This window comes from Shewanella sp. Actino-trap-3 (genome assembly GCF_002836275.1).
Taxonomy (GTDB): domain Bacteria; phylum Pseudomonadota; class Gammaproteobacteria; order Enterobacterales; family Shewanellaceae; genus Shewanella; species Shewanella psychromarinicola.
This window is the reverse complement of sequence record NZ_PJCE01000001.1, coordinates 3,568,377-3,594,743: the sequence shown is the minus strand read 5'-3', so window position 1 is coordinate 3,594,743 and position 26,367 is coordinate 3,568,377. Positions and strand designations below refer to the sequence as shown.

The 26,367-nt window shown below is 44.4% G+C and carries 17 protein-coding genes and 1 pseudogene; 9 read left to right on the top strand and 9 right to left on the bottom strand.

What is annotated here, in order from left to right; translation table 11 throughout:
* The first annotated feature begins 96 nt into the window (after positions 1 to 96).
* From CXF80_RS15490 to CXF80_RS15475, 4 genes are all read left to right on the top strand, one after another.
* Complete coding sequence (locus CXF80_RS15490; protein ID WP_101033843.1) at positions 97 to 957, top strand: hypothetical protein; 861 nt, start codon at positions 97 to 99, stop codon at positions 955 to 957.
* A 141-nt stretch (positions 958 to 1,098) separates the two neighbouring features.
* Positions 1,099 to 1,662 (top strand): chalcone isomerase family protein, encoded by a 564-nt coding sequence (locus CXF80_RS15485; RefSeq protein ID WP_101033842.1) that lies wholly within the window; start codon positions 1,099 to 1,101, stop codon positions 1,660 to 1,662.
* Positions 1,663 to 1,729: 67 nt separating this feature from the next.
* Entirely contained in the window at positions 1,730 to 3,226 is a 1,497-nt protein-coding gene (locus CXF80_RS15480; RefSeq protein ID WP_101033841.1) for a methyl-accepting chemotaxis protein, read from the top strand.
* A gap of 119 nt (positions 3,227 to 3,345) precedes the next feature.
* A complete protein-coding gene (locus CXF80_RS15475; RefSeq protein WP_101033840.1) occupies positions 3,346 to 4,134 on the top strand; it encodes an alpha/beta fold hydrolase in 789 nt (262 codons plus the stop codon).
* Between the two features lie 166 nt (positions 4,135 to 4,300).
* On the opposite strand, the pseudogene CXF80_RS15470 reads toward CXF80_RS15475, so the two are convergent.
* The 7 genes and pseudogenes from CXF80_RS15470 to CXF80_RS15435 form a co-directional block, all read right to left on the bottom strand.
* Positions 4,301 to 4,567: pseudogene (locus tag CXF80_RS15470) on the bottom strand (DUF2238 domain-containing protein); the annotation flags it as partial.
* An 83-nt stretch (positions 4,568 to 4,650) separates the two neighbouring features.
* Positions 4,651 to 5,805: an ABC transporter permease gene (locus CXF80_RS15465; protein WP_101033838.1), complete on the bottom strand. Its 1,155-nt coding sequence runs from the start codon at positions 5,803 to 5,805 to the stop codon at positions 4,651 to 4,653.
* Complete coding sequence (locus CXF80_RS15460) at positions 5,805 to 7,001, bottom strand: ABC transporter permease (protein ID WP_101033837.1); 1,197 nt, start codon at positions 6,999 to 7,001, stop codon at positions 5,805 to 5,807. The genes CXF80_RS15465 and CXF80_RS15460 overlap by 1 nt, the downstream gene beginning before the upstream one ends.
* A 6-nt stretch (positions 7,002 to 7,007) precedes the next feature.
* A complete protein-coding gene (locus CXF80_RS15455; RefSeq protein ID WP_101033836.1) occupies positions 7,008 to 7,979 on the bottom strand; it encodes an HlyD family secretion protein in 972 nt (323 codons plus the stop codon).
* 1 nt (position 7,980) lies between these two features.
* Positions 7,981 to 9,456 (bottom strand): TolC family protein, encoded by a 1,476-nt coding sequence (locus tag CXF80_RS15450; RefSeq protein WP_101033835.1) that lies wholly within the window; start codon positions 9,454 to 9,456, stop codon positions 7,981 to 7,983.
* An 842-nt stretch (positions 9,457 to 10,298) separates the two neighbouring features.
* Positions 10,299 to 11,024: a single-stranded DNA-binding protein gene (locus CXF80_RS15440; RefSeq protein WP_101033833.1), complete on the bottom strand. Its 726-nt coding sequence runs from the start codon at positions 11,022 to 11,024 to the stop codon at positions 10,299 to 10,301.
* 64 nt (positions 11,025 to 11,088) lie between these two features.
* The gene (locus CXF80_RS15435; RefSeq protein WP_101033832.1) at positions 11,089 to 12,456 is read right to left on the bottom strand and encodes an MFS transporter; all 1,368 of its coding nucleotides are present in this window, start codon (positions 12,454 to 12,456) and stop codon (positions 11,089 to 11,091) included.
* A 242-nt stretch (positions 12,457 to 12,698) separates the two neighbouring features.
* Between CXF80_RS15435 and uvrA the strand changes: the two genes are divergently transcribed.
* From uvrA to CXF80_RS15420, 3 genes are all read left to right on the top strand, one after another.
* Complete coding sequence (gene uvrA, locus CXF80_RS15430; RefSeq protein WP_101033831.1) at positions 12,699 to 15,569, top strand: excinuclease ABC subunit UvrA; 2,871 nt, start codon at positions 12,699 to 12,701, stop codon at positions 15,567 to 15,569.
* A 43-nt stretch (positions 15,570 to 15,612) separates the two neighbouring features.
* Complete coding sequence (locus CXF80_RS15425) at positions 15,613 to 16,584, top strand: M20/M25/M40 family metallo-hydrolase (protein WP_101033830.1); 972 nt, start codon at positions 15,613 to 15,615, stop codon at positions 16,582 to 16,584.
* Between the two features lie 256 nt (positions 16,585 to 16,840).
* On the top strand, positions 16,841 to 18,655 hold the full coding sequence (locus CXF80_RS15420) for a DEAD/DEAH box helicase (RefSeq protein ID WP_101033829.1): 1,815 nt from the start codon (positions 16,841 to 16,843) through the stop codon (positions 18,653 to 18,655).
* Positions 18,656 to 19,074: 419 nt separating this feature from the next.
* Here the strand turns inward: CXF80_RS15420 and CXF80_RS15415 are convergent, their stop codons facing one another.
* Positions 19,075 to 20,043, bottom strand: a complete 969-nt coding sequence (locus CXF80_RS15415) for a DMT family transporter (RefSeq protein ID WP_101033828.1) — start codon at positions 20,041 to 20,043, stop codon at positions 19,075 to 19,077.
* Positions 20,044 to 20,253: 210 nt separating this feature from the next.
* Here CXF80_RS15415 and CXF80_RS15410 point away from each other — a divergent pair, with 210 nt between their 5' ends.
* A complete protein-coding gene (locus CXF80_RS15410) occupies positions 20,254 to 21,357 on the top strand; it encodes a phosphoribosylaminoimidazolesuccinocarboxamide synthase (protein WP_101033827.1) in 1,104 nt (367 codons plus the stop codon).
* A gap of 281 nt (positions 21,358 to 21,638) precedes the next feature.
* Here the strand turns inward: CXF80_RS15410 and exeM are convergent, their stop codons facing one another.
* Entirely contained in the window at positions 21,639 to 24,254 is a 2,616-nt protein-coding gene (gene exeM, locus CXF80_RS15405; protein ID WP_101033826.1) for an extracellular exonuclease ExeM, read from the bottom strand.
* 599 nt (positions 24,255 to 24,853) lie between these two features.
* Here exeM and CXF80_RS15400 point away from each other — a divergent pair.
* Positions 24,854 to 26,293: a methyl-accepting chemotaxis protein gene (locus CXF80_RS15400; protein WP_101033825.1), complete on the top strand. Its 1,440-nt coding sequence runs from the start codon at positions 24,854 to 24,856 to the stop codon at positions 26,291 to 26,293.
* Positions 26,294 to 26,367: the final 74 nt, after the last annotated feature.

Genomic DNA, 26,367 nt, shown 5'->3' with positions numbered 1-26,367 from the left:
GCATCAGTCACTCACCCTGCTGATGCCACCGTTCCACTGCTTGACCATACGTTAATAAAACACATTAATGATAATGATAAGATTCTGGAGTAAAACATGAAAAAAAAATTACTTACCATAGCAATCCTTTCTTCAATGATTTCTGCTAGCGCCATTGCCGAAGAGATAAATAATGATATTGACATGTCTGACCCCACAGACGTGTCTACCTCAGTTGGCGCATCCTATGGTAACGATGGTTTTAACATCAAAGGTCAGTTGATGTTGTCTGAAAAGAGCGCCACCAGCGGTCAAAAAAGCGGGGTGATTTTCGAAGCGAAAAACGTCTTCAATGAAGATGCCGACACCCCTAAGTTTAGTGGCATGGTCTCTCACCCTACCTATGGATCAGTTCCAACCTTTAACGATACTAAGATTGAACGGTCTTTCCGTCTACGTTACGGCACAATTAACACTAACAATGGTATAGGCTGGTCAGCCGATGCCGTGTTTGGTGACCATCCCTTCTACGGTAACTTTGCTGTCATCCAAGCAGGTCCTGTGATGACCATTCCCGTCACCAAAGACCTATACATATGGCCAATTCTGTATGCTGGCGCCGTGGTAGTTGAAGACAATATGTCGCAACTGCTGCCACCAGAAAAGGCTGCGGCCGCTAACATGTCTAGCAGTGGTATCGACATAGCATCAACAATCATGACAGGTATGATCTACACCCGTTACACCCTTTCTGAGCACTACTGGGTACTGTTAAGCACCTCTTACACCGAAGAACTACAAGGTAAATCTTGGCATGATGACGTGCTCGATGGCGGCCTACAAATGCCAAGTTTTCAAGGTGAAATAGCCGTCGCCTATCAAATGAACAAGCGTCAAAACATTCGTTTAAACTACAAAACTGACAACAGTGACGACACTGATGACTCTTACTGGGTTGAATACAACCAGGCATTTTAATCATCAAGGCGGGCAGCATTAGTGCTGCCCGCTGACGAGTTTTAACATAATTGTCAGCTAGATCATATGTTGCCTAAACAGTTAGCAGTCTAAAGCGTTTGTTATCAACAACCTTGTTTTATCTATAAATTGGAGTTCATCGTGATAAAAAAATCTCTTGGGTTAGCCCTAGTCCTCTTATGTAGCAGCTCAGCCTTTGCCGATACTCAGATCGGCGATGTTACCTTGCCCGACACCCTCACAGTGCAAGAACAACATTTGCAACTCAATGGTGCCGGCATTCGCAGTAAATTCTTCATGGATTTATATGTAGGCTCGCTATTTACCTTAACCCTAACAGACAATGCCCAAATGGTTATTAATGGCCAAACGCCTGTGGTTATCCAGCTCAATATCACCTCAGATATGATCACCTCAGAAAAAATGACCGATGCCATGAATGATGGTTTCCAGCTCGCTACCCATGGCGATACTTCGGCCATAGATAGTGGTATTAGTGCCTTTATTGCCACCTTTGCTGAGCCGATTAAAACCGGAGATAAATTCACCTTAGTCAGCATCGTTGGCCAAGGGGTAATTAGCTATAAAAACGACAAGCAACTGTCTGTCACCAAAGGCGAAGACTTTAGAAAAGCCTTACTGGCTATCTGGCTGGGTGAAGATCCTACTGATGATGATCTTAAAGAGGCCATGTTAGATCTATAACTACCTGCCCTATAAGTGAGTGAGCAAGGCTACTTGCTCACTTTTTACCACCGGAAAAGGATAAGCCATGACCCCCTTCACCCTCTGGCGCAGTGCCTTTTTACCCAAATTCCACAGCTGGGGTTCTGATGAGCTTCGCAATATCGACACGCTGTTGTTTTTCACTTTACTCTCCATCTGTACTGGCCTTTACAGCATAATGAAGTGGAACCAATACGAAAACCAACTGTTGTTATACACCTCTGTTGGTGTGGTCATCACACAAATTGGCGCAGGTTTGTTAATTAAGTGGCTTCGCAGCCCTTGGCTGGCGATTAATCTGGGCTTGGCTGGCGTAGTGCTACACGCCCTCAATCTTGTGTATCAAAGTGGTGGGCCTATATCGGCACAAGCTTTTTGGATCCCATTGATAATAATAGCGATTTTTCTTACAACTCGATTAATCAACGCCGTCATCTGGAGCCTAGTCGTCATAGCTGCAACCAGTGCTATGTTAATGCGCGTATTAGCTGATATCCCCCTACCTCATCTAATCCTGACTGCAGACCAAGCCAATGTCGAAACTTGGGCTGGGGTATTACTGCCGCTTATCGTGATTGTTATAGCCCAAGGTTTTACCGCGATTCAACGGGATAAAGCCCATAAGCTCACCCAAGAATCTCAGCAACAAATGCAACAAGCTGCAGCGAAATCTTTAGCAGGGGAAGAACAGCTCTCGGGGGTGCTTAGCAGTGCCGGTGAAAATGCAAACCAATTAAGCCAAGTGGCCGGTTCGCTTGCCTTGCAAGCCAATGCACTTCACAGCCAAGTGACCTCACTAAACACTAACTGTGATGCCCAAGCCAGTGCCACAGAGCAAATGAACCAACAATTACAGCAGATGACCCAAGACATCGCCCAGTCAGAGCAATTTGTTTGCGGCCTTAAAGAGCGCAGCCAAGTCATTAGCACTCAAGCTGAACGAAGTGCTAGCTCTTTACTGGCATCGACCCAGGCAATTGACCATATTCTTGATAGCAACCTAGCAATTATGTCTGTCGCGGATCTTATCTCCTCGGTTGCCGATCAAACTAACTTGCTGGCACTCAATGCTGCTATCGAAGCCGCCAGAGCAGGTGACAAGGGCCGAAGCTTTTCTGTGGTTGCAGATCAAGTACGAGAGCTGTCAGCTAAGAGTAGACACTCAGCCATTGAAATTCGCACACTTCTGGACAATAGCAAGGAGCAAGTACTTCAAGGTCAAAAGGTGATACAACACACGGCCACCGAAGTTTCGGGCATCCTTGAGCAAATTACTCCAGTCCTTGGGGATATCAACCAGCTTGCAGATATTATGTCCCAGCAAGTGCTTGCCTTAAACGAATTAAATTGTGCCAGCAGTCACGTGGCCACCAGCGTGGTTAATACACACCATATTTCAGACTCAGTAGCAGCCCAAGGGACCGCGCTCACTCAACAAGTGAGCGCCTTAAATGTACTGGCTGAAAGCTTAGATGCCTGCGTCAATAGCAGTGCCAACAAGCCCCTAGTAAAAGATAAAAGTTCATCGGCTAATGGCTCATAAAAGTGAATAACATCAGTACTACAACATTAGGTTACGTTAAATAAAATTTTTAATGCCAATCCCTATCAAGCGGATTTAAGCAAATAATGCAGGCATTTACTCAATAGAAAGGGAAGAGGATGAGTAACATAATAAAAGTCGATGATCTTGACGTCATCATAGAAGGCAGCGGCGAAGAAACCATCGTCATGATCCATGGTTGGCCCGATACCTACAGGCTGTGGGACAAACAAGTTGAGGTGCTCAAAGATAAATACCGCTGTGTGCGCTTTACCTTGCCAGGCTATGAACTCGACTCCAACAGACGTATGTACTCACTAGAAGAAATTATTAGCAAAATTAATTCAGTCGTCGATGCTGTTAGCGATGGTCAGCCCGTTACTTTGTTGCTGCACGATTGGGGCTGCTTCTTTGGTTACCAGTTCTACCTAAGGAATGAAATAAAAGTAAATAGAATCATTGGGGTAGACATTGGTGATGCTGGATCAATAGAACATGAATTAAGCCTTAAAGTGAAGCTATTCATGTTCAGCTACCAGATGTGGCTAGCGCTGGCTTGGAAACTAGGCGGCAGCTTAGGTGATGCCATGACACGCAAGATGGCCAAGATGTTAAAAGCCCCTGGAGATCAAAAGCTAATTACCTCTTCCATGACCTATTCCTATTACTGGAAATGGAGCAAAACCCTCACAGGTAAGCCCCTAGGCAATCTGCCACTCGTTGTTAACTGCCCACTGCTATTTATGTATGGCGAGAACAAGCCCGGCATGTTCCATTCTAAGGAATGGGAACACAAGATGGCGTCTATTCCAGGTAATAAGGTGGTTCCTTTCAATACCCGCCATTGGATCATGGCAGAAGAGCCAGAGGAGTTTAATCGGGTCATGCTCGAATGGTTAGAGCATTAAGCGCCTTCAGCCTTAAAAGAATAATAACAAACATTTATTGTTTATAGGTGCTTTAAGCGTCTTGCTCATAAAAAACGTCAGTTAACCAAAAAAGAGGAGCATTAAATGCGCCTCTTTTTTGTTTATGCTCGGCAATACTCATTGAAAGCCTTTACCGCGGTTTAATCTAGGCCACAGCGTGTAATTGCTTATCATGGGGAATGCTCAATATCACCAGTGCGCTGAGCGCGCCGACTAACGCCAACGCCATATCTGATTGTGTATCCCAAATATAACCTTGAGCACCCAAGAAGGCCTCGGCATTTTCACCTGTTGCTAGCGCTACCCACCATTCGAGCAACTCATAAAACGCACTAAAGCCTAAACAAATAGACACTATGATGTCATTGAGCCAAGCATTGCTATTGACCACATGTTCACCAAGCAGAATTTGTTAGGGCTATTAACCTTGATGAGTGAAAAAATAAAACAAGCAGAACAACAGAGTGGATATGTTATTTTCTTTGTGCTCAAAGGCTAATGATAGTTTTTCGATAACTTAAATTGCCGCTGTCGATACTTAACCCCAATAATAGCAAAGACAAAGAAGACAACAAACAGTCCCCACAGTTGTAGCCAAAGCCCTATCAAGCTGTGCCAGTCGGCGCCCATTTGGGTAAGTTTAAGCAGCCCCATCATGCCTGGTACGGCGGGGATGGTTTGCGACAGCCAGATCAAAGGTGTTGGGATAAGCTCTAATGGCCACACAAAGCCTGAAACAAACAATATCGGCATAGAAATAAGCAACAGCACTTGAGTGGGTAAATCTCTGCGGGTAAATAGGCAACTAAACGCCACACTTGCTGCCGCGGTTGCCAATAAAAAGACACTAATCAACAGGGCTAACTCTATGGGCGAGCCTTGCAGTGTCAAGTCATAGGCATAAAAACAAAATCCTAGGTAAAAGCTGGTTAAATACGCATAAATACACAGGAGTGCCACAATTCTGCCACAGACTAACTCTAACGCCGACACTTGCTGCCAATAACCGTCATGCAACCATTGGCCTGCCCCCAAAATGCCACTGGCGATCAGTAGCGTCTGATGCAATACCAGTAATAATACCGCGGGCACCACATAGGGAAGGTAACCTAAACTTTGGTTAAACACAGGCACAGCATTAAGGGTCACTGGATTGAGGGATAATTCTGCCTGCTTGGCCTGAACCCCTGCACTTAATAAATCCACAAACTGCACCTGTTTAGCCATATCTAGCCCTGAGGCCACTAAACCTCCGGCAATCGCGGAATAGATTAAGAAATAGTTAGCATCGCCGCTATAACTTAAGGTTACCCCTTTACCCAAAATTAAATTCCGACGAAAACCTTCAGGGATCACCAGTAAACCATGGGCTTTATCGGCTTCAATCCACTCCTGGGCGCTGGTTATAGAATCTAATGACGCGGCCAATGCTATCTTAGGGCTGGCATCTACATGGCGGGCCAAAGTGCGGCTAAGACTCGATTTATCTAAGTCCACCAAAACGATTTCTTGCTCAGTCGCCACCTGATTAAGGTAAGGCAAAGGGTAAAGTAATGCATAAAAAATCACCCCACCAAATAAGGTTAATGAAATGGCTTTATCTTTTATTAGGTGCTTAATATCTAAGTAGACTAACTGCCAAAACTGCATTAGATGCCCCTTGATGGTTGCGTAATATCATCGGGCTTATCGGCAGTGCTCATCACAGCCAAGGCTTTTCTTTGCCGCTTAACTAAATAAAATATCACCGGAACAAGCAATAAAAACCCCCAGTAACTGGCCACTTGTTGCAGCATATTAAACCAACTCTGGCCATAACTAACCACCCCAACATGGGTTTCAATATAGTGGCTTGAAGGCATAATTTGACGCCACCACTGGGCTAAAACCGGCATATTTTGAGTGGGAAAGGTAATGCCCATAAAGGGGAATGCTGGGGCAAATAACGCGGTACAAAAACTCACAAGTCGGGTGGCATCTAAGAGTAAAAAGAAGATCGCCAACACAATTAACCATACCGCCGAAATCATAAGGAATTGTGCCAACAATAACTGACCAAACTTCCCCGCCAAAGGTAAGGCAAGATATTGATATAAAACGGCTAAAATAAGTTTCCCCTGTAAAATAAGCAATGGGGTGTACAGCAAAAACTTAACCCCGATTACCCGCCAAATACCGGCACGATAACATTGTGTTAGCTTGCCTAAACGCACCTCGCGGCTTAAACAGTTGGCAAACACTAGCATAGCTAATAACTGCCCGAGGGCAATTAACACTGGCGGCAATAAAAACACTAGGTAACTCTTGTTCATATTAAATAAAGGCGTCACTTGGCTAGCCACCGGCCTAAGACGAGTTTCTACCTTGACCTTAGGCACCCCAGCGGCCATCTGCTTGATCCCCGCAAGTTCAGACAATCCCGCCCCTAAACTTTGCTGGATTTGGCTTACCAGTAATTTACCCACCAGCAGAAATTGTCCATTGTAACGAATGTCGATAACGGGCTGTTTTGCTGTGAGCAAATCCTTTCTAAGCCCATAGGGCAACACCACCATGGCATATACTTCCGCCTCTTTCATGGCTTGTTGTGCACTGAGTAAATCAGGATAACTAATAGGGGTGATCACCGGGCTTGCCGCTAAGTTACGCCCTAAACTGCGGCTTAGCTGGCTCATATCTTGATCAACCAAAGCCACAGGTAAAGCTCGGGGCAGTCCGGCACTAAATAACCACCAGAGCATGAAGATCCCAACTAATGGCAAATAGCTCACCAAGGCCAGCTGCCAAGGATCTTGCCATAGGGCCTTAAGCTCTCTGATGACTAACGCACTAAGGGGGGGGCGCATTACGGGTTACCACTGTATCAAGGTTGACATGCCAACACGTAGCCCAGAGATGGGCTCAACAGGCCGTAGTTCAACTTCAAAGGTGCGCATGTCAAAATCATGGCCGCTTTCGGTGGCACGCCAAGTAGCAAAATCTCCCATCACACTAATATGTGTTACTTGAAAGGGGTAACTCTGTTTGAGTGCAGGCAGTGTTAGGCGAACGTTTTGCCCTAAGGTAAATTCAGATAGCAGATCCTCACGCACCTGAAATACCGCCCAGGCATCTTGCATATCAATCAAGCTCACCACAGGAAACCCACTCGGTGCGAGCTCACCGGCTTGTAATAACACCTCACTCACCTCAGCTTTTTTGGGTGAGCGCATTTGGCTATCGGCTAAAATCGCATTCACCTCGTTAACCGCACCTTCTGCCATACGTGTCTTACCTGCTGCTGCGGCTTTGGTTTCGACGCGCGCACCTTCGGAAGACATTTGATACATGGCATAGGCTGCTTGCTGGGTATATTTGGCGGCCTGCCATTGTGTATAAGCTTCATCGCGCTTTTGCCGTGCAACAACACCTTCATCGAACAGGTTTTCAATTCGTTGATAGGTTTTGTCACTCAGTTCCGTCGCAGCTTTGGCTTTTGACCATTGATCTTTGGCTGCCGTTATTTGCTGTTGCCTCGCACCATTAATGGCTTGTTGCTGCATAGCCGTTGCCGCGTCGAGACCACCTTGAGCCTGCAGTAACTTAGCATCAAGCTCTGGGCTACTAATAGCAAATAACAGATCACCCTCTTTAACGTTATCCCCGCGCCTAACCAGCACCTGATCTACGCGCCCAGGTACTTTGGAAGAGATATTATATTCTCTGGCTTCAATTTGCCCCTGTAACAATAAAGGTTTTGGCACAAATGCAAGGTGCACGCCGTAGGCAAGAATACAGCCTAAAGCCACTAACGCCACGGGGGCTAGAATACGGTTAGCTTGCATATCATTTCTCCAAGCTGTTGCTATTATTAATAAATTTATCAAGCTGACCACTTATCGTCATCAGACTCGCATAGGCCTGTAGGTAGCGATATTTGGCAGCTAATTGCTGAGTGTGCACGGCTTTGAGTTTGATTTCAGCATCAACCCTGTCTATGGAAGTCGATAATCCCTGATTAAAGGCAATGTCTCTTAATCGTAGGTTTTCCTTCGCTAAAGCTAAGCTGGTATCGAGGGACTGACTTTCTTCCTTGGCCTGTAACAGTTGACGGTAGTTTTGATCGAGCAGCAAACTGAGATCTTGCTGAGTTTGTGCCTTAGTATAACGAGCTTGCAGCAACGCACTCTTGGCCGCCCGAACCTTACCACTGCGCCCGTCTCGGCTAATAAGCGGCATAGTCAGGCCAACACCTACCATCCAGTCTGGCTCAATATGGGATAAAGTGCTGTCATCTTCATACAAGGTATAGTTACCGTACAGAAACACCTTAGGCTTATACAAGCCTTTTTCCACATCAATCAGCCCTTCTGCTTGAGCTTCCTTCGCCTGAAGTAATTTTAGTGCGGGATGCTGCGTTAGGGTTAGTTGCGACAAATAAGGCAAAGAAGGCGACTCATCGAGCATGAAAAGTGCCGAATATAAATTTACCGAAGGTAGCTTTAGCATACGTGCCATAGCAATATTGGCCATTTCCCATTGGCGAACTGTGCTGGCTAAATTAATTTTGCCATTGTTGTATGCCACTTCAGCATTGAGCACTTCGACTCTCGCGATTTGCCCTTGCTGTTCGCGCTTAGTAGCATGATCTAAATGCACAGCTAAGGAATCGACTAAGGTCTGGTTAGTTTCCACCGTAGCTTTAGCGACAGCAACGCCGTAATAGCGATTCACGAGAAGAAGGAATAACTCTCTTGTCGCCAAGGCCTGCTGCTGTTTTTTCTCCTCCACTTTGGCCTTATGTATCCCTTGAGCCGCGGTGATCTGACCACCGGTATAAATAGGCCACATGGCTTTTAAGCTAGTGCGAAAAATATCTTGCTCTGAAAAGGCAAACTGGCTCGGCAGTGCCCCTAACATCTGACCCAGAGCTGGCGGTAAGCTTGTTGCATCGATCCCAAGCTCGGCCACATCCAGAGCTAAGGGTTTTTCTAACAAGGAATAACTACTAGTGAGCTGTAACGATGGCCAGTCCATGTCTTCACCAGCCTCTTCGAGCCCTTTTGCTCGGGCGACTTGAGCCGATTGGGCCTGCTGTGAATCACTGACTCTTTGTACTTGTTGCCAAGCCTTAGCAAATGACAAAGCGACTACCTCATCGGCAAGCAGCGGCTGACTGACAACAGTCAAAACACCCGTAAATACTAAAGTAGCCAGATTCCTCGTTGGACGGCTGAACAGACGACGAGTAAGGCTTTTAAGCTGCACTTTGGCTAAATTAAAGCGCCCAAGTAGGGCGCGGCTTTGATCATAAAAATTCATACTCATCCTTTTTTAGAGCTTAAACTCTAAATATAGCGCCAAGTATACTCCCATAGGCCATGCAGCTCCATATGTTAAATCAATAGGTCAGTTTTTAGTTGCTACTTTTCGTCAAAATTGACGACCTTGACACCTAAATTACCACCTATAAGCTGTGGCAACTGACAAGAACGAATATCAAGAGTCATAGTAAACCATGTTGCAGCTAGTCGCCAAAACTCGATTGACCAACGTAAAGCGAGCGGCGTAATGCGGTAGCAATCATAGGCGTTCAGTGGAGTTGTTTGCTGTATATTAACCAGAATATCCAAATCTTTTAACACGACCCGCGAGTGTTCACTTTCGCAGTGCATTACTAACAGGTTTTTGAAACATCTGCAGCCTCAACTTGACCGCTAAGTCAGTACTAAAGTCGAACTTTATTTAGATCATCTTCGTTATGCATTTTACGCTTGCTGGCAACATAATAAAAACATACCCCGAACGAATACATTCATAGACGTTGCAAGGGTTCTCGTCAGCCCAGTGATATAATTTAAAGATATTCTTGCCGAGATTTAGCACTGTTTGAATCGCAAACATCTCGCGCATAGCGAATAAATAACGATAGGGTAAATCAACCGAAATGCCAATCTCATCAACGATAAATATGGCTAAATCACTCGTATCATCGAGCTTACCATTTTTGCTTTGCAGCTCATCTGTGGTCTTTTTACAAAACTAACCATACAAGACTACTCTACATCCTACATAAAACACACAACCGATATTGATTTTTCAAACACAAAAAAGCCACGACAGACGTGGCTTTAAGCAATTTACAGTTTTAAATAAACCGTCTGCTAAAACGGAATATCGTCATCCCAGCCTTCATCCAAATCTGGAGTGAAGTTTTGTTGTGGCTGTGGTGCTGGGCGCTGTGCAGGGGCATTTTGTGGTTGGAAATTACCCTGTGGTGCAGCGGCTGGCTTTGGAGCATAAGCTGGAGCGGCTTGTTGCGCTGGCGCCGGTTGTTGCTGGTAACCACCTTGCTGGCCAGCATCTGGTTGAGCTTGGTAAGCAGGTGCAGTTTGATTATATTGTGCTTGTGGCGGACGAGCTTGAGGTGCTGGCGCGGGACGAGACTGTTGTTGTCCCATCTTTTGTCCAGGGTTTTGCCCCGAGTTTTGTCCTTGCCCCTGATATTGACCTTGACCTTGACCACCACTGGCGTTATCACCACCCGAGTTACGGCTGTCTAACATTTGCATTTCCATGGCGTTGATTTCAGTTTTATAGCGGTCTTGACCGGTAGTCTGATCTTGCCATTTATTGGTTTGCAATTTGCCTTCTAAATAAACTTTAGAGCCTTTCTTTAAGTACTCGCCTGCAATTTCCGCAAGACGACGATACATTACAATGTTGTGCCACTCGGTCCGCTCTTGCGTTTGACCTTGCTGGTCTTTCCACGACTCACTTGTCGCTACGGTAAAGTTAGCTACGGCATTGCCATTTGGCATGTAACGAACCTCAGGGTCTTTACCTAAGTTACCTACCAAAATGACTTTATTCACACCACGACTGGCCATCGAAATCTCCTGAGATTTTTATCTGTTTACTTATCTGAATACTAAGCTTAGCGATCAATACGATCTAATCCACAGAGCCTAACACAGCTCGCGCTTCGCTTAAATTGAATTTATCATCGACCTTTAAATAAGCCGCTTTCTCTTCGAGTACCACAATGGCTTCAACGACGCCAATTAACTGCGACAATTTGCTGGCCATATTTTGTGCATCGGATTTATCTTTTACTGTAGCTTCAAGGGTATAGCTTTTCAATAGTACAGGTTTTTGCATGCCTATGGTCAAGAATAACCACACACACATCAGTCCTAGTGCGACAAAAAACACCCCGGATGCGCCGACGAGTTGATAGGCTCCGCCGCCTAACATGCCGCCGCAAAAGGCACCTAAAAACTGGCTGGTCGAATACACGCCCATGGCCGAACCTTTATCACCGACAGGACAAAACTTAGCAATTAAACTCGGTAGTGATGCTTCAAGGTAGTTAAAGCCGGTGAAAAATAATACTACGGCGCCACTGAGCACCCAAATATTATCAGCATAAAACCCCATCATGCCAAGTGACACCATCATGATCATCAACGACAATTGGAACATGGTTTTGGTGTTGTTGCGTTTAACCCCAATGATGATCAGCGGCACCATTAAGAAAAAGGCCCCAACAAACGCGGGAAAGTACAGCATCCAATGTTTTTCTTTGACTAAACCAGCATCAACCAAATCTAATGGTAAGGCGACAAACACCGCGGTGAGCACTAAATGCAGAATAAAAATGCCTGCATCTAAGCGAAATAATTGTGGGTCTAACAACATACGCTTGAGTTTTGTCGGGGTTGCTACCGTATCGCCTCTAGGCGCTTGGCTAATTGGATTGGGCACAAAAAACTGCACGATTAACATACCCAATACGGCTAATACTGCGGTTAACAAAAACAACCCTGTTAAGCCTAAATACTGCGCCACAATCGGTCCGACTAATAATGACAAGGCGAATGAAAAACCAATACACATGCCAATGACGGCCATCACTTTAGTGCGTTGTTCGTCTCGGGTTAAATCGGCGGCAAGGGCTAACACGGCTGCAGCAATGGCTCCCATACCTTGTACTGCACGGCCAAATACCACGCCATAAATGTGGTCCGACGATGCGGCGATTAAACTACCAATCGCAAACAAGACTAAACCACCGAGAATAATCGGCTTACGTCCGTATTTGTCGGACAAAATACCCATAGGGATCTGTAAAAAAGCCTGGGTTAATCCATAAGCACCAATGGCAATACCTACCCACAGCGGTGAAAAGCCTTCTAAATGCTGACCATACAGCGCGAAGACAGGCATAATCATAAACAATCCCATCATTCGTAAACCAAACACTCCGGCTAACGAAAATGCGACCTTTTTCTCCAAACCTGACAGTCCATTACTGGCCATGCGGTGCCCTTTGATAAGTGATTCAACAATATTATGAGCTGCGCATATTATCACAGCGACATAAATTAGCTCAAAAGGAAATCACAGTTTTTGATATAAGATGTTTTATGGGTGCACGTTAAACCTTAGGTCTGTTCGATGCGTATCTTAAAACCACCATAGACAAAATTGATATGAAGTCCGCCAATAAACTATGCGATACTGATTGCTGTTTTGTTTTACATAAGTCATAGAGCGAGTCGATGGATAAAATTGAAATACGCGGTGCCCGAACCCACAATCTTAAGAACATCAATCTAACCATACCCCGTGACAAACTTATTGTGATAACAGGGTTATCCGGTTCAGGAAAATCATCATTAGCCTTCGATACCTTGTATGCAGAAGGTCAACGTCGTTATGTCGAATCGCTGTCGGCCTATGCGCGTCAATTCTTGAGCATAATGGAAAAGCCCGATGTTGATCATATTGAAGGCTTAAGTCCTGCCATTTCAATTGAACAAAAATCAACCTCACACAATCCGCGCTCCACCGTCGGTACCATTACCGAAATCTATGACTATTTACGTTTATTATTTGCCCGTGTGGGTGAGCCTCGTTGCCCAACGCATAACCAGCCTTTATCGGCGCAAACGGTCAGCCAAATGGTTGATAGAGTATTAGCCTTACCAGCAGACAGCCGCCAAATGCTGCTTGCGCCTGTGGTAAACGATCGTAAAGGTGAGCACGTTAAGCTGCTTGAAAGCTTATCGGCACAAGGCTATATCCGTGCTCGTATTGACGGTGAAGTGTGTGACTTAACCGATCCTCCGACATTAGATTTACACATCAAACACACCATTGAGGTGGTTGTCGATCGCTTCAAAGTTCGCGAAGACATGAAACAGCGCTTAGCGGAGTCGTTTGAAACGACTTTAGAACTGTCTGGTGGTATCGCTAAAATTGCCAGTATGGAAGATAACAATATTGAAGAGCTGATATTCTCGGCTAATTTTGCCTGTCCACATTGTGGCTATTCGATGGCAGAACTTGAGCCACGAATTTTCTCATTTAACAATCCGGCTGGCGCGTGCCAAACCTGTGACGGTTTAGGCGTGCAGCAATTTTTTGATCCAGAACGCGTTATCACCAATACCGAATTGTCGTTGGCTGGAGGGGCTATCCGCGGTTGGGACAGACGTAACTTTTATTATTTCCAAATGCTCAGTTCACTGGCCGAACACTATAAATTTGATGTCGAACAGCCATTTGAAGCCCTTAGCGACAAAATCAAAAAAATAGTCCTGTATGGGTCTGGCAAACAAAGCATCGCCTTTAAATACATTAATGACCGCGGCGACGTAGTGGTGCGTAATCATCCGTTTGAAGGCATTTTAAATAATATGGACCGCCGCTACCGCGAAACCGAAAGTAACTCGGTACGCGACGAACTGTCTAAGTTTATTAATATGCAACCTTGTAACAGCTGTGGCGGCTCGCGCTTACGTGAAGAAGCCCGCAACGTGTTTATTGGCGAACTCAATTTACCCCAGCTAACGATGTGGTCGATTGGCGAAACCAAACAATACTTCGACACGGTCGTGTTTGAAGGTCAACGGGCTAAAATTGCCGAAAAAATCTTAAATGAGATCAGTCAACGCCTCGGTTTTTTGGTCAATGTAGGCCTTAACTACCTAAGTTTGTCACGCTCAGCCGACAGCTTATCGGGTGGCGAGGCACAACGTATTCGTTTAGCCAGCCAGATTGGTGCTGGTTTAATGGGCGTAATGTACGTGCTTGATGAGCCGTCAATTGGTTTACATCAACGCGACAATGAACGCTTATTACAAACGTTAATCCACCTGCGCGATTTAGGTAACACTGTCATTGTGGTCGAACACGATGAAGATGCTATTCGTCTTGCTGATCACATTATTGATATCGGCCCTGGTGCTGGTGTTCATGGCGGTGAAGTCATTTGCGACGGTACCCTAGAAGATATTGTTAACTGTGAAGCGTCTGTCACGGGTCAGTATATTTCCGGTAAAAAGCAAATACACATTAGTGACGAGCGAACCCCAATCGATCCGAAAAAGGTAATTGAGTTATTTGGCGCATCGGGTAATAACCTAAGAGATGTTGATTTAACCATTCCAGTGGGATTATTTACCTGTGTTACCGGGGTATCTGGCTCAGGTAAATCGACACTGATTAACGACACCTTCTTTAAAATAGCTCATCATATGCTCAATGGCGCCACCGTTGACGAACCCGCGCCCTACAAAAGCATTAAAGGCATGGATCATTGCGACAAAGTAGTCGATATCGATCAAAGCCCCATTGGCCGCACGCCACGATCTAATCCTGCCACTTATACGGGTATTTTCACCCCAATACGTGAGCTATTTGCTGGCACACAAGAATCGCGCACCCGGGGTTATCTGGTAGGTCGATTTTCGTTTAACGTCAAAGGCGGTCGCTGTGAAGCCTGCCAAGGTGATGGCTTAATTAAAGTTGAGATGCATTTTTTACCAGACGTATACGTGCCTTGTGATGCTTGTAAAGGTAAGCGCTATAACCGCGAAACCTTAGAAGTAAAATACAAAGGCAAGAACATTCACGAAGTGCTGCAAATGACGGTTGAAGATGCTCGTGGCTATTTTACTGCTATTCCATCAATAGCACGTAAACTGCAAACCTTAATGGATGTAGGCTTGTCGTACATTCGTCTAGGCCAAAGTGCAACAACCTTGTCTGGCGGTGAAGCCCAACGGGTTAAATTAGCTAAAGAGTTGTCTAAACGCGACACGGGTAAAACCTTGTATATTTTGGATGAACCGACTACCGGCCTGCACTTTGCCGACATTCAACTATTGTTGGAAGTATTACATCGCTTAAAATCTCACGGCAACACTGTGGTGGTGATTGAGCATAATTTAGATGTGATTAAAACGGCAGACTGGATTATCGATTTAGGCCCTGAAGGTGGTGCTGGCGGCGGAATGATTTTAGCCACCGGCAGCCCAGAAGATATCGCAGAGCATCCAGAGTCGCATACGGCCAGATTCTTAAAGCCCAAGCTTGCGTTACACAACAAACGGGTAAAGGCGAAAAAAGCCAAATCAGAGGCTTAGATCAACGACCAAGCCTTAAGCGAATAAGAGGAGATAACACACCATGTTTACTGCTCAAATTCGCCTTAAGGTGGCTGGTTTTAGCCTATTATGCAGCTTATTAATCGGCTGTAGCCAAACACCGCGCCAATGCTCATCTAATATCACTACCACCTGGCCCGATGCCAATCAACAAGTCACCCAAGACATATCCATCTTAACCTCTGCGAAATTTCAAGGCCGCAAGACTGCCACACACGGTGCGCGTCTCACTCAAGACTACTTAATAAAGCGGTTTACTGAGATGGGATTACAACCTTGGCAGCCAACATTTGCAGTACCGTTTAGCTATCAGCATCAATTTTCGGCCGTCTCTGGGGTTAATATCATCGCCACCATTGCGGCAAAAAACCACTCCACTCGATGGCGAGTGATCACCGCGCATTATGATCATTTAGGTCAAACGGCAAGAAACATGTATCCGGGAGCAGATGATAACGCCTCAGGTATTGCCGGAATGATGGCCATTGCCGCCCAATGGCAACGCAATCCGCCGTTAGATGATGTCAATGTAATGATTGTTGCCACTGATGCTGAGGAACCCGGTTTGTATGGCAGCGATGCCTTGGTGGCGTTGTTACAACAACAGCCACAGATGGATATTGAATTAAGCATTAACTTAGACATGATAGGTCACCCAGACCACCGCAGGGCAATCTACATGAAAGGTCAACACAATCTGGCTGATTTTGCACTTATCGAGCCAGGGTTGATGCAGCAAAATCAATTGTGTATCCGTACTCATCACACGAGGTTGTTAAGTGGGCGGATGAGAAAAAGTGATTGGCTAAGGGCATCAGACCATTATGCATTTCATAAGGCTGGTTACTCTTGGGTGTATTTTGGCGTACCACCCCATGCACAATACCACACGCCAGACGACACAATAAGCACCTTAGACATCGACTTTATTGTGGCAGTAGCTGAAACAGTGTATCAAATGCTCAGTATAGATAAACTGACTAAGGCCCCATAAATCACCTAATTCACAGCAACAACTGTTCACATTTCAACCAATTAACAAAAACTAAAAATCAAGAATCAGGCCAATATTAACCTCGAATAGGCAAATTAATGTTTATTTTCAGTTTTTACGTGGTCAACAAGCATAGTTGCTGCTATAATACGCCCCCTTATATCGGCGCGGGAAATCGACACGGGGTTGATTTTCTGTCTGTGAAACTTTAGCACGAGCTTCCGAACTTCGTGCGCATCCACAAGGCTACAACTCAATGTCATCTGAAAAAACTTTCCGCGAACTCGGCCTGTCTGAGTCTTTGTTGCGTTCGCTTGACGACTTAGGTTATGAAAACCCAACGCCAATTCAAGCGGCGAGTATCGACCCGCTTATGGCTGGTAAAGATATTATCGGTCAAGCACAAACTGGTACTGGTAAGACAGGTGCGTTTGCCCTGCCTTTACTAAACAAAATCGACATGAAAATCAATGCTCCACAGATTTTAGTGTTAGCACCAACCCGTGAATTAGCGGTTCAAGTTGCCGAAGCATTTGGTAGCTACGCTAAACACATGAAAGGCTTCCACGTACTACCGATTTACGGTGGTCAAAGCATGCAACAACAATTAAACGCCCTTAAGCGTGGACCACAAGTGATTGTCGGTACACCAGGTCGTGTAATGGATCACATGCGCCGTGGCACATTAAAGCTAGATGGCCTAAAAGCCTTAGTATTAGATGAAGCCGACGAAATGCTAAAAATGGGCTTTATCGACGATATCGAATGGGTATTAGAGCACAAGCCAGCTGATAGCCAACTAGCCTTATTCTCGGCCACTATGCCTGAGCAAATTAAGCGTGTTGCTGCTAAGCACTTAAACAATCCAGTGAACATCAGCATAGCCTCAAGCCAGGCAACTGTTGAGTCTATTGATCAGCGTTATGTGCAAGTATCACAGCACAACAAACTAGAAGCGTTAGTGCGTGTATTAGAAGTTGAAAATACTGAAGGTATCATCATCTTCGTCCGTACTCGTAACAGCTGTGTTGAATTAGCTGAAAAATTAGAAGCCCGTGGTTATGCTTCATCACCATTACATGGTGACATGAATCAACAAGCTCGTGAGCGTGCTGTTGAGCAGCTTAAGCGCGGCAAGTTAGACATTTTAATCGCGACAGATGTTGCGGCACGTGGCCTAGACGTTGAACGTATTGGACACGTAGTAAACTACGATATTCCTTATGATTCAGAAGCATATGTTCACCGCATCGGTCGTACCGGTCGTGCTGGTCGTGCTGGTATGGCGATCTTGTTTGTGACCAATCGTGAAATGCGCATGTTACGCACTATCGAACGCGCCACTAACAGCCGTATTTCGCCAATGAAAGTACCTAGCCCAGAGTCAGTTGCAGAGCGTCGTTTATCTCGCTTAGGTGAGCAAATCCAAGAGACCATTAATGGTGACTTAGATTTCATGAAAAATGCCGTTGCTGAATTATGCCAACAACTTGAAGTTGATACTGATTTATTGGCTGCTGCTTTGTTGAAACAAGTACAGCAAGAGCGCCCTCTACAATTACCGACAATTACAGAGCGTCAGCGTGATTCACGTGACGAGCGCGGAAACGATCGTAATGACCGTAATAGCAGCGACCGTCCACGTCGTGAACGCAGTGACCGTGGCGAACGTAGTAGCCGTCCAGCACCAAATAGTTTTGGTGATGCAGAAGGCTTAAAAGATAATCCAGACGTGAAAATGAATCGTTATGTTATCGATGTTGGTCGTGAAAATGGCGTAGGTGTAGGTAACATCGTTGGCGCGATTGCTAACGAAGCGAACATCGATAGCCGTTTCATTGGTCAAATTCAATTATTTGATCAAGTTACAACCGTTGATTTACCTGACGGAATGCCTAAAGACATCCTTTCACACCTTAGAAAAGTGCGTGTTTGTGGTCGTCCTTTAAACATTCGTGAAGCGGGTGATGAAGTCTTTGCTGATACGACTCGCGGCGCAGGTGCTCCACGTCGTCCGCGCACAGATCGTGCTCGCAGTGATCGTCCACGTAAGCCTCGTGACAACGGCTAATCATTCTGTTGAATGACATAAAAAATGGAGCCTAAGGGCTCCATTTTTGTTTTCTATTCTAATGACAAAATAAGTCTAAACATCATTAGCATCCATTAACTTGCCGATTATCTTTTTAATATCACTATTCCTAGGTTCTAGGTCACTATGCGGCTAGATGCTATAGCAGGAGCCTAGATCGCTACGCTGCTAGGACGCTGCGCGGCTAGATGCTATAAAATCTTAGCAGCGAAGCGACTCTAGTAGGACGCAGTCCGCCCTAGCAGCGAAGCGACTCTAGCAGGACGCAGTCCGCCCTAGCAGCGAAGCGACTCTAGCAGGACGCAGTCCGCCCTAGCAGCGAAGCGACTCTAGTAGGACAGCGTCCGCCCTAGCCTGCATGTCGAGGTCGTTTGGGTATAATCCGTATCACTAAAGCACTACAACACAGTTCTGAATGCTTTTGCCTGTTTGCGCTTTTGATACATGGGCAAAATTTGCACCGCAAACACCGCACAGACAATTAACACTATGCCCATGAATGACAGTGCATCAATATTGGCGCTGGAAAACACCCCACTCCACCAGCCTAAACTGACCACCAACTCGGTAGCCGTAAAACTTAATACCGGGGTTAAAGACAACATCGCACTCACTTGCGCTGTCGGCCAATAATGCAGCGCTTGAGCAAAACAGCTGTAAGCAATCAAGGTATTGGCACCACAGAAAAGTACTATCCACCATTGATCCAATGTCATCGCTTCAAACTGACTAAAGTCGCTAAATGGCGCCATTGCCACAATCCCTAATGCATAGATAAATAACAACACGTTACTGGGTGATAAACGCTGGCTCACCGACTTTTGTAATAAGGCATAACTGGTCCACGACATCACCGAAAACTGCACAATCATAATCCCAACCAGTACCTGATGATCACTGGCTTGGTTTAAATCGAGCTGTGGATGGAAAAACATCAGCATACCTAAGGCTAACGTGGCAAAACAACTCAGTTGAAATGCGTTAAAACGTTCTTTAAAAAATAGCACCCCGCCAAAAGCCAAGAAAAACGGAGCGGTTTGAAAATTAAGCTGCGCGGTTCCAGGGGCTAAGTATCCCAATGAATACACAAACGACACGTAATTACACATCAACAATACGCCCGCCAATGCTAACTTAACCCAAACGGATACAGACAAACCGACAAATTGCCTTAATGCCCCTAAGCGCCATTGAATTAATCCGGTCACCACCAAGGCCATTAAAAACCGAAACCAAGTCAGGGTTACCGGGGTAATAAAACCACCTGATAGCTTTAACGCAATAGGTAAAATACCCCAGAAAAATACCGCAATAGACACAAATATCAGCCCTAAACGGTTATTAATACTTTCTTGTTCGCTGTTCAATTTTTGTTATTCCAAACACTATTTTAGGGGTGAATTTTGCCTGATTAACCTGACAAAGTCTTTATCAAGATATTGCTAAACTAGTCGATGATTGTTCGCATAACAAAAAAGCCTATTTCAACTCACCCTTTCCCGTGGCAAACCCGCTTAATGCAGGTAACATAGCCGCCATAAAAACCCTATACGCCCTTCAACCTAAGGAACATTCGCATGAGTCTTGCTGATTCCGTTCTTGCCGTGAACAATGATTTACCTATACGTACTGACAAGCCTGTCCACAGTGGCAAAGTTCGCAGTGTTTACTGGTTAACCGATACTGATAGCCGCCGCTTAATTTGCGACAAAGGTTACGATGTACCTGAAGATACGCCACTAGCGATTATGGTGATCAGTGACAGAATTTCTGCTTTTGATTGTATTTTTCATGGCGAAGGTAACTTGCAAGGCATTCCAGGCAAAGGCGCGGCACTCAATGCCATTTCCAACCATTGGTTTAGTTTATTTGCCGAAAATGGCTTGGCCGACAGTCACATTTTAGATATCCCACATCCTTTTGTGTGGATAGTGCAAAAAGCCCGACCAATTAAAGTGGAAGCCATTTGTCGTCAGTACATTACCGGCTCTATGTGGCGGGCTTATTCAAAAGGTGAACGAGTATTTTGCGGCATTACCCTGCCAGAAGGCTTAAACAAAGATCAAAAGCTACCTGAGCTACTGATCACTCCGTCTACCAAAGGCATTTTAACCGGCATTCCGGGTGTACCAGCACAGGATGACGTCAATATTAGTCGTAGCGACATTGAAGCCAACTACCAAGCATTTGGCTTTGAAAAACCACAAGATATCGACCTGTATGAAGTCCTGCTCAAGCAAGGCTTTAAAGTGATATCAGCTGCGCTAGCCAAGCTTGACCAAGTGTTTGTTGATACTAAGTTTGAGTTTGGCTATGTCAACGATAAAGACGGCAACGCTAAACTGATTTACATGGATGAAGTCGGCACTCCTGATTCATCACGTATTTGGGATGGCGCAGCTTATCGCGAAGGTAAGATTGTTGAAAACTCAAAAGAAGGTTTCCGTCAGTTTTTATTAAATCACTTTGACGATGCCGACATTTTGTTAAACAAAGACAGAATGCCAGAACGTGAAGCCCTTGCTCGAGATAACGAGCTACCGTTAGCAGCAATGATGAACGTATCTCGTACTTATATTGGTGTTGCAGAAAAAGTCACCGGAGCCACGATTTCACTCCCAGCTAACCCTAAAGCAGACATTATTAAAGTATTACGTGAACAATATGATTTAATTGTATAAATAACGTTTCCCCAATTACAAATAAGGCGCCTATGGCGCCTTATTTGTACTGGCATCGTCGTAAACAGCGGCTGAAATCAATACAAAATCGTCGTCAGCAAGCCTTAAGCGTTGAATCGCCAATGCTTTGAACCGTATTGGCTGTCCTTATCAAAATGGGTAGGCATCCGTTTGACGTTAACCCCTAGCCAAGAGTCGTTGTATCATAAAAAAAGGATGACAGTTGTCATCCTTTTTTCTGCATCATCAATGAACGATGATACTTCTTTATCACCTCATCATTAACTGCGACGGCGTAAGCCTAGTGCACCTAATAACATCAACGCAAAGTAACCTAAACTACCACCATCGCTGTCTTTCACAGGTTCAGGTGTTGGCGTAGGTAATACCACTACTGGTTCTGGATAGCTCAATGCAATGATCACAGGGTCGTGATCTGAGGCAGAAAATGCATTCTCTGATTTAACCAAATCACCAGTGTACTTGCTGCCATATTCAAACAGGTTAGATTCAACCGAGTTGATGTGCCAGTCGTCAATATCGACTAACTTAGCCGCTAAACTCGCATTACCCAAAGCATGGTCTAAGTTACCTAACTCACCGTTATAACTATATGAGTAAGTCGTTGCACCATGTGCTTGAGTGTTTAAGTTAATTAACCCATAACCTTTATCAATCACACTACCTTCGCGCTCGTACACTTTACCGTTTAAGGTTGTCCAAGAAGCGGTGCGGATAATATGATCAGTTGTTGACGCATCATAGTCAGTCAATACTGCAACCGGATCTTCTTTGCCGTAGGCATTTAAGTCACCAATAACCAGTACATCACCTTCAACATCTTTTAGTGACTCACCTAATACTTTGGCAGCGGACACTCGGAACGCATTACACTTGCCTTGCATGTCAGCGGGTTCTGAATCTTCGTTAAACTCAGCCCAGTCTTCAATACAACCTGAACCTTTCGATTTCAAGTGATTAACAACAATAGTCAGTTTTTCATCATTAATGCTAAAGCTTTGCACTAAGCTGTGACGTTGGAACTTATCATAGCCTGGGCTTTGCTCAACCACGCTGTCTTTCTCGCGGGTTTGAGCACCTTCGGCAGCATGTTGCTCTGGCGTTGCGATAACGTTTGCTGCACCGTCTAAGCTGATACGCGCGGGGCGATATAGCATACCAACGGTAATTGCATCACCACCGATGAATTTGCCGTCATATTTATCAGCATCTTCAACTTCAACAAAGCGATAGGCTTGATCATCCGCTAATTCGGCATTAAGAGCATCAACCAAGTTTTGGATTGCACTAAGCTCACCAAAGCCATTATTAGCAATTTCCATTAAACCAACAACATCAGCATTCATGGCCACTAGCGCAGTCACAATTTTAGTGCGCTGCAATACCATTTCAGCTTCTACTTTCGCACCGCGATTGCTGTTTGATGGATTAACATCACCACCAACCGAGTCATTGAAGAAGTTTAATACGTTAAAACTAGCAACCCGAATATCACCCATATCTGCCACAGTAGGTGCATAGGTACGGTCATTCGCGCGGATAAAATCACCAGCCGTAATGGTGTTGGTCGCTAAAATACGGTATGCACTGTAGCTATAACCAATCACACCTTCAAGGTTTGTTAGTTGGTCGCCAACACGGATGTAGCCGGTTTCAGCGTTAAAATCTGGGAAGTAAGGTACTTCGCCGCTTTTAGCCTTATAGTCAGATTCTACAAATAACTGATTAACAGCATTGGCTTCACCTAATGCAACAGACTCAGCTGAATTTGGCTCAAACACTTGGGTCGGCTTCATTAATGGGGCTTTATGAGATAACACCATATTGTTACGATATGAATCATAATCGAAACTAAAGTTGCGGGTGATTTTCATCTCACTACCGGCATCTAATATCACTTTCATGCCTTCGACACGCTCTAATGCTTGCGCTAGGGTTTCACCATCGGCAACATAAAATGCACTGGCGGCAGGTACTTCACCTAATGCGCCCACTTCAAATTTTTGATCGGCTTTAAGGTCTATCTGAGTTGAGCCGTAAAACTCGTTTACTTTACCTTGCACACACACTTCAGCACCTGGCTGAATCGAGTCTGGCGCGGCTTGGTCTAGAAAGACAAAAATGCCATCAGAGGTATAAGGCGAGTTGTCGCCTTGCATGTCTTGAATAAAGAAACCCTTATATAAACTGTCACTTCTCGCAGTAACAATCCCTTTTACGGTCACTTCGTTAGCCGATGAAAAACTACCATCAACAATCAATGGGCTAGAATCTCCAGCGCCTTGGACATCATAAATATTGGTTAGTGTGGCGCCATTACAGGTAAATGCGACTGTATCTGGAATGGTAGCTGCGTCAAGCGAGCCTAAACCACTAAAGGTGTCTTTATCTAACGAGGCCCATTGGGTTGCATCATATGTAGGGCTCGCCGTTAAGGCATCTAAATTACGCTGAAATGTAGTGTCTTTCCCCCAATCTGTCGTTGTTGGAATGTCACCAATCACATCAACTAGCACACCGTCTTTTAACAGACCAACTGCATCGCCGCCATTGAAATTTACATTTCCCGTCATAGAGTCGGTAGCCGCCGGAACGGTAATCGCTGCACTTGGATGCAAAATCACTTTGACACTTTTGGCCGATATAGAGTCAGCAAACACTACCATCTCTTCCGCAACGGTATCACCATCTTTATAACGTACTAATTTATAACCAGTTAAATCAATTTCAACATCACTGTTGTTGTAAAGCTCAATCGCTTTATTGTATGAACTACCTTCAACGTATTCACTAATCAATACATCTGCATTTGCCATCATTGGCAATGCTGCAGCAACTGCGAGTGAAACCGCCGTTAGTTTAGTCAGTCCTTTCATTTTTTAACCCCATATTTTGTAATCAAAATGCTATTTTTTTGTAATATGCGGCTGGATTGTGTCAAAGTTTGATTATATAAATAACAACATAGATCACATTAACGAGACAAGAAAATAGCTATCTCATTGATTAGCTTTAATATTTTATACTTACAACAGAACAGGGGTAACTTGAGAGGTAAATAACCAATTAAAAACAATAGTTAACATAAAAACACCCCTCCATTTTAATATGCACACGTTAAAATAAACTTTGTAACACTTGTTTAAATAAAAAAGAAAAAACTTACAACATACTGTTGCGTGCCGTATATTCCTCTCATCTAATCATCTTGAAAATGTCAGACATTATCAGATTGTCGCGATGACATTTCCACCAACAGTAAGTGACTTAGTACGTTAAATAGACATTGTACAAAAAATCCAATAAATAACTTAAGATATTCGATTTATTGTCGATATTGATCATGTATTGATGATGATTGAATGTCATGTTCATCACACACAAAATACGATTAAGCTGTCTATTTAATATTAAAATATGACAAGCTTATCTAATCTTTGAATTTATTGTCTTTACCGGTTCAGGTACCAAAACCATGAAACAAGTTGATTTTAGAAATATCGATAAACTCTTCATCAAAATGTCCATTAACGATAAGTTTTGGACTGTCTTCGGACTGTTCCTGATCATTTTATCCAGTGTATCGATTAGTGGTTACTTAAATAAAATTGAACATATTGAACAGCAATCATTACATGTTTTAGAACAAAAAATGGCAGCTACCGTTCAAGCACTAGATGCTACCAGCCAGCTTGCACAAGCTTCAAACTTAGGCTTACAGGTGTCTGGTCGTTCGCAAATCAGTTCACGCCAACAAGATACCGTTACTGCAGTTTATGCATTAGATGGCCAATATTATACGCTGAGTGAATCAGTCTATGGTCAAGAAGCCAATGCTAAGCAAGCTGCATTAATGTCACTATTGCTATCATTGTTATGGATCTTGCCCTTTGCTATCGTGCTTTACTGGAATGCCACTTTTATTGGTGGAGCGCTGTGGGTGTTATGGGATACCACGGAAAAAATTGCCAAAGGAGATCTCACCTCTCGTTTAGGCTTCCATCCTGGTCGTGATGAATTCGGCACCATTGGTTGTGCATTAGATAAAGCCATGGACACATTAACCGAGCTTGTTGTTACAGTGAAAAAAAGTGCCGAAACATTGGAAACGACTTCCAGCTCGTTTGCCAGTGAAACGACTCAAAGTGCTGAACAAATTGATCAACAATATGCATCACTTGACTCGGTTGCTACGGCAATGGAAGAAATGACCGCATCAGCCGCTGAAGTGTCCAATATTGCCCGCAATTCAACCCAAAAAGTTGAACAAGATTCGGAGTATACACGTCAGAGTTATGACCGAGCCAAGCGTGCCATTAATGAAATTAAACAGTTATCGACCTACATTGAACAAACGTCAAACTCGGTCCATACCCTAAAAATTAATGCGACCAATATTAATGACGTGATCACCACCATTAATGCTATTTCTGATCAAACCAACTTGCTGGCATTAAACGCTGCCATTGAAGCAGCACGCGCGGGTGAAATGGGACGAGGGTTTGCCGTTGTTGCCGATGAAGTAAGAACCCTTGCAGGTCGTACTCAAGCAGCGACTGTTGAAATTCATAAAATGATTGAACTCCTGCAAAGTGAAACACTCAATATCGACAGTATCACTCAAGATACGGTTAAGCAGGCACAAACCAGCAGCGATTTGATCACTAATATTGGTACTGATATTAATGCGATTTCAGAATCATCACGTTCAATTATGGACATGAGTTTCCAAATTTCTACATCGTCAGAAGAACAAAGTGCAGTGGCAAATGACATTGCCAAAGAACTGACGGATATAAGACAGAAATCAAATGTTATTAGGGGTTTATCACAACAGTCTTCAAGCGGTGTTAAAGCGTTATCAAAAGCATCCGCTGATTTAGGTAAAATTTTAAGCCAATACCGCACTAATTAGCCTTAGGCTAACTAACTTACTCGTTTGTATGTCCATTTGAATATAAGCGCTAAATGAAAAGCCGATATCGATGA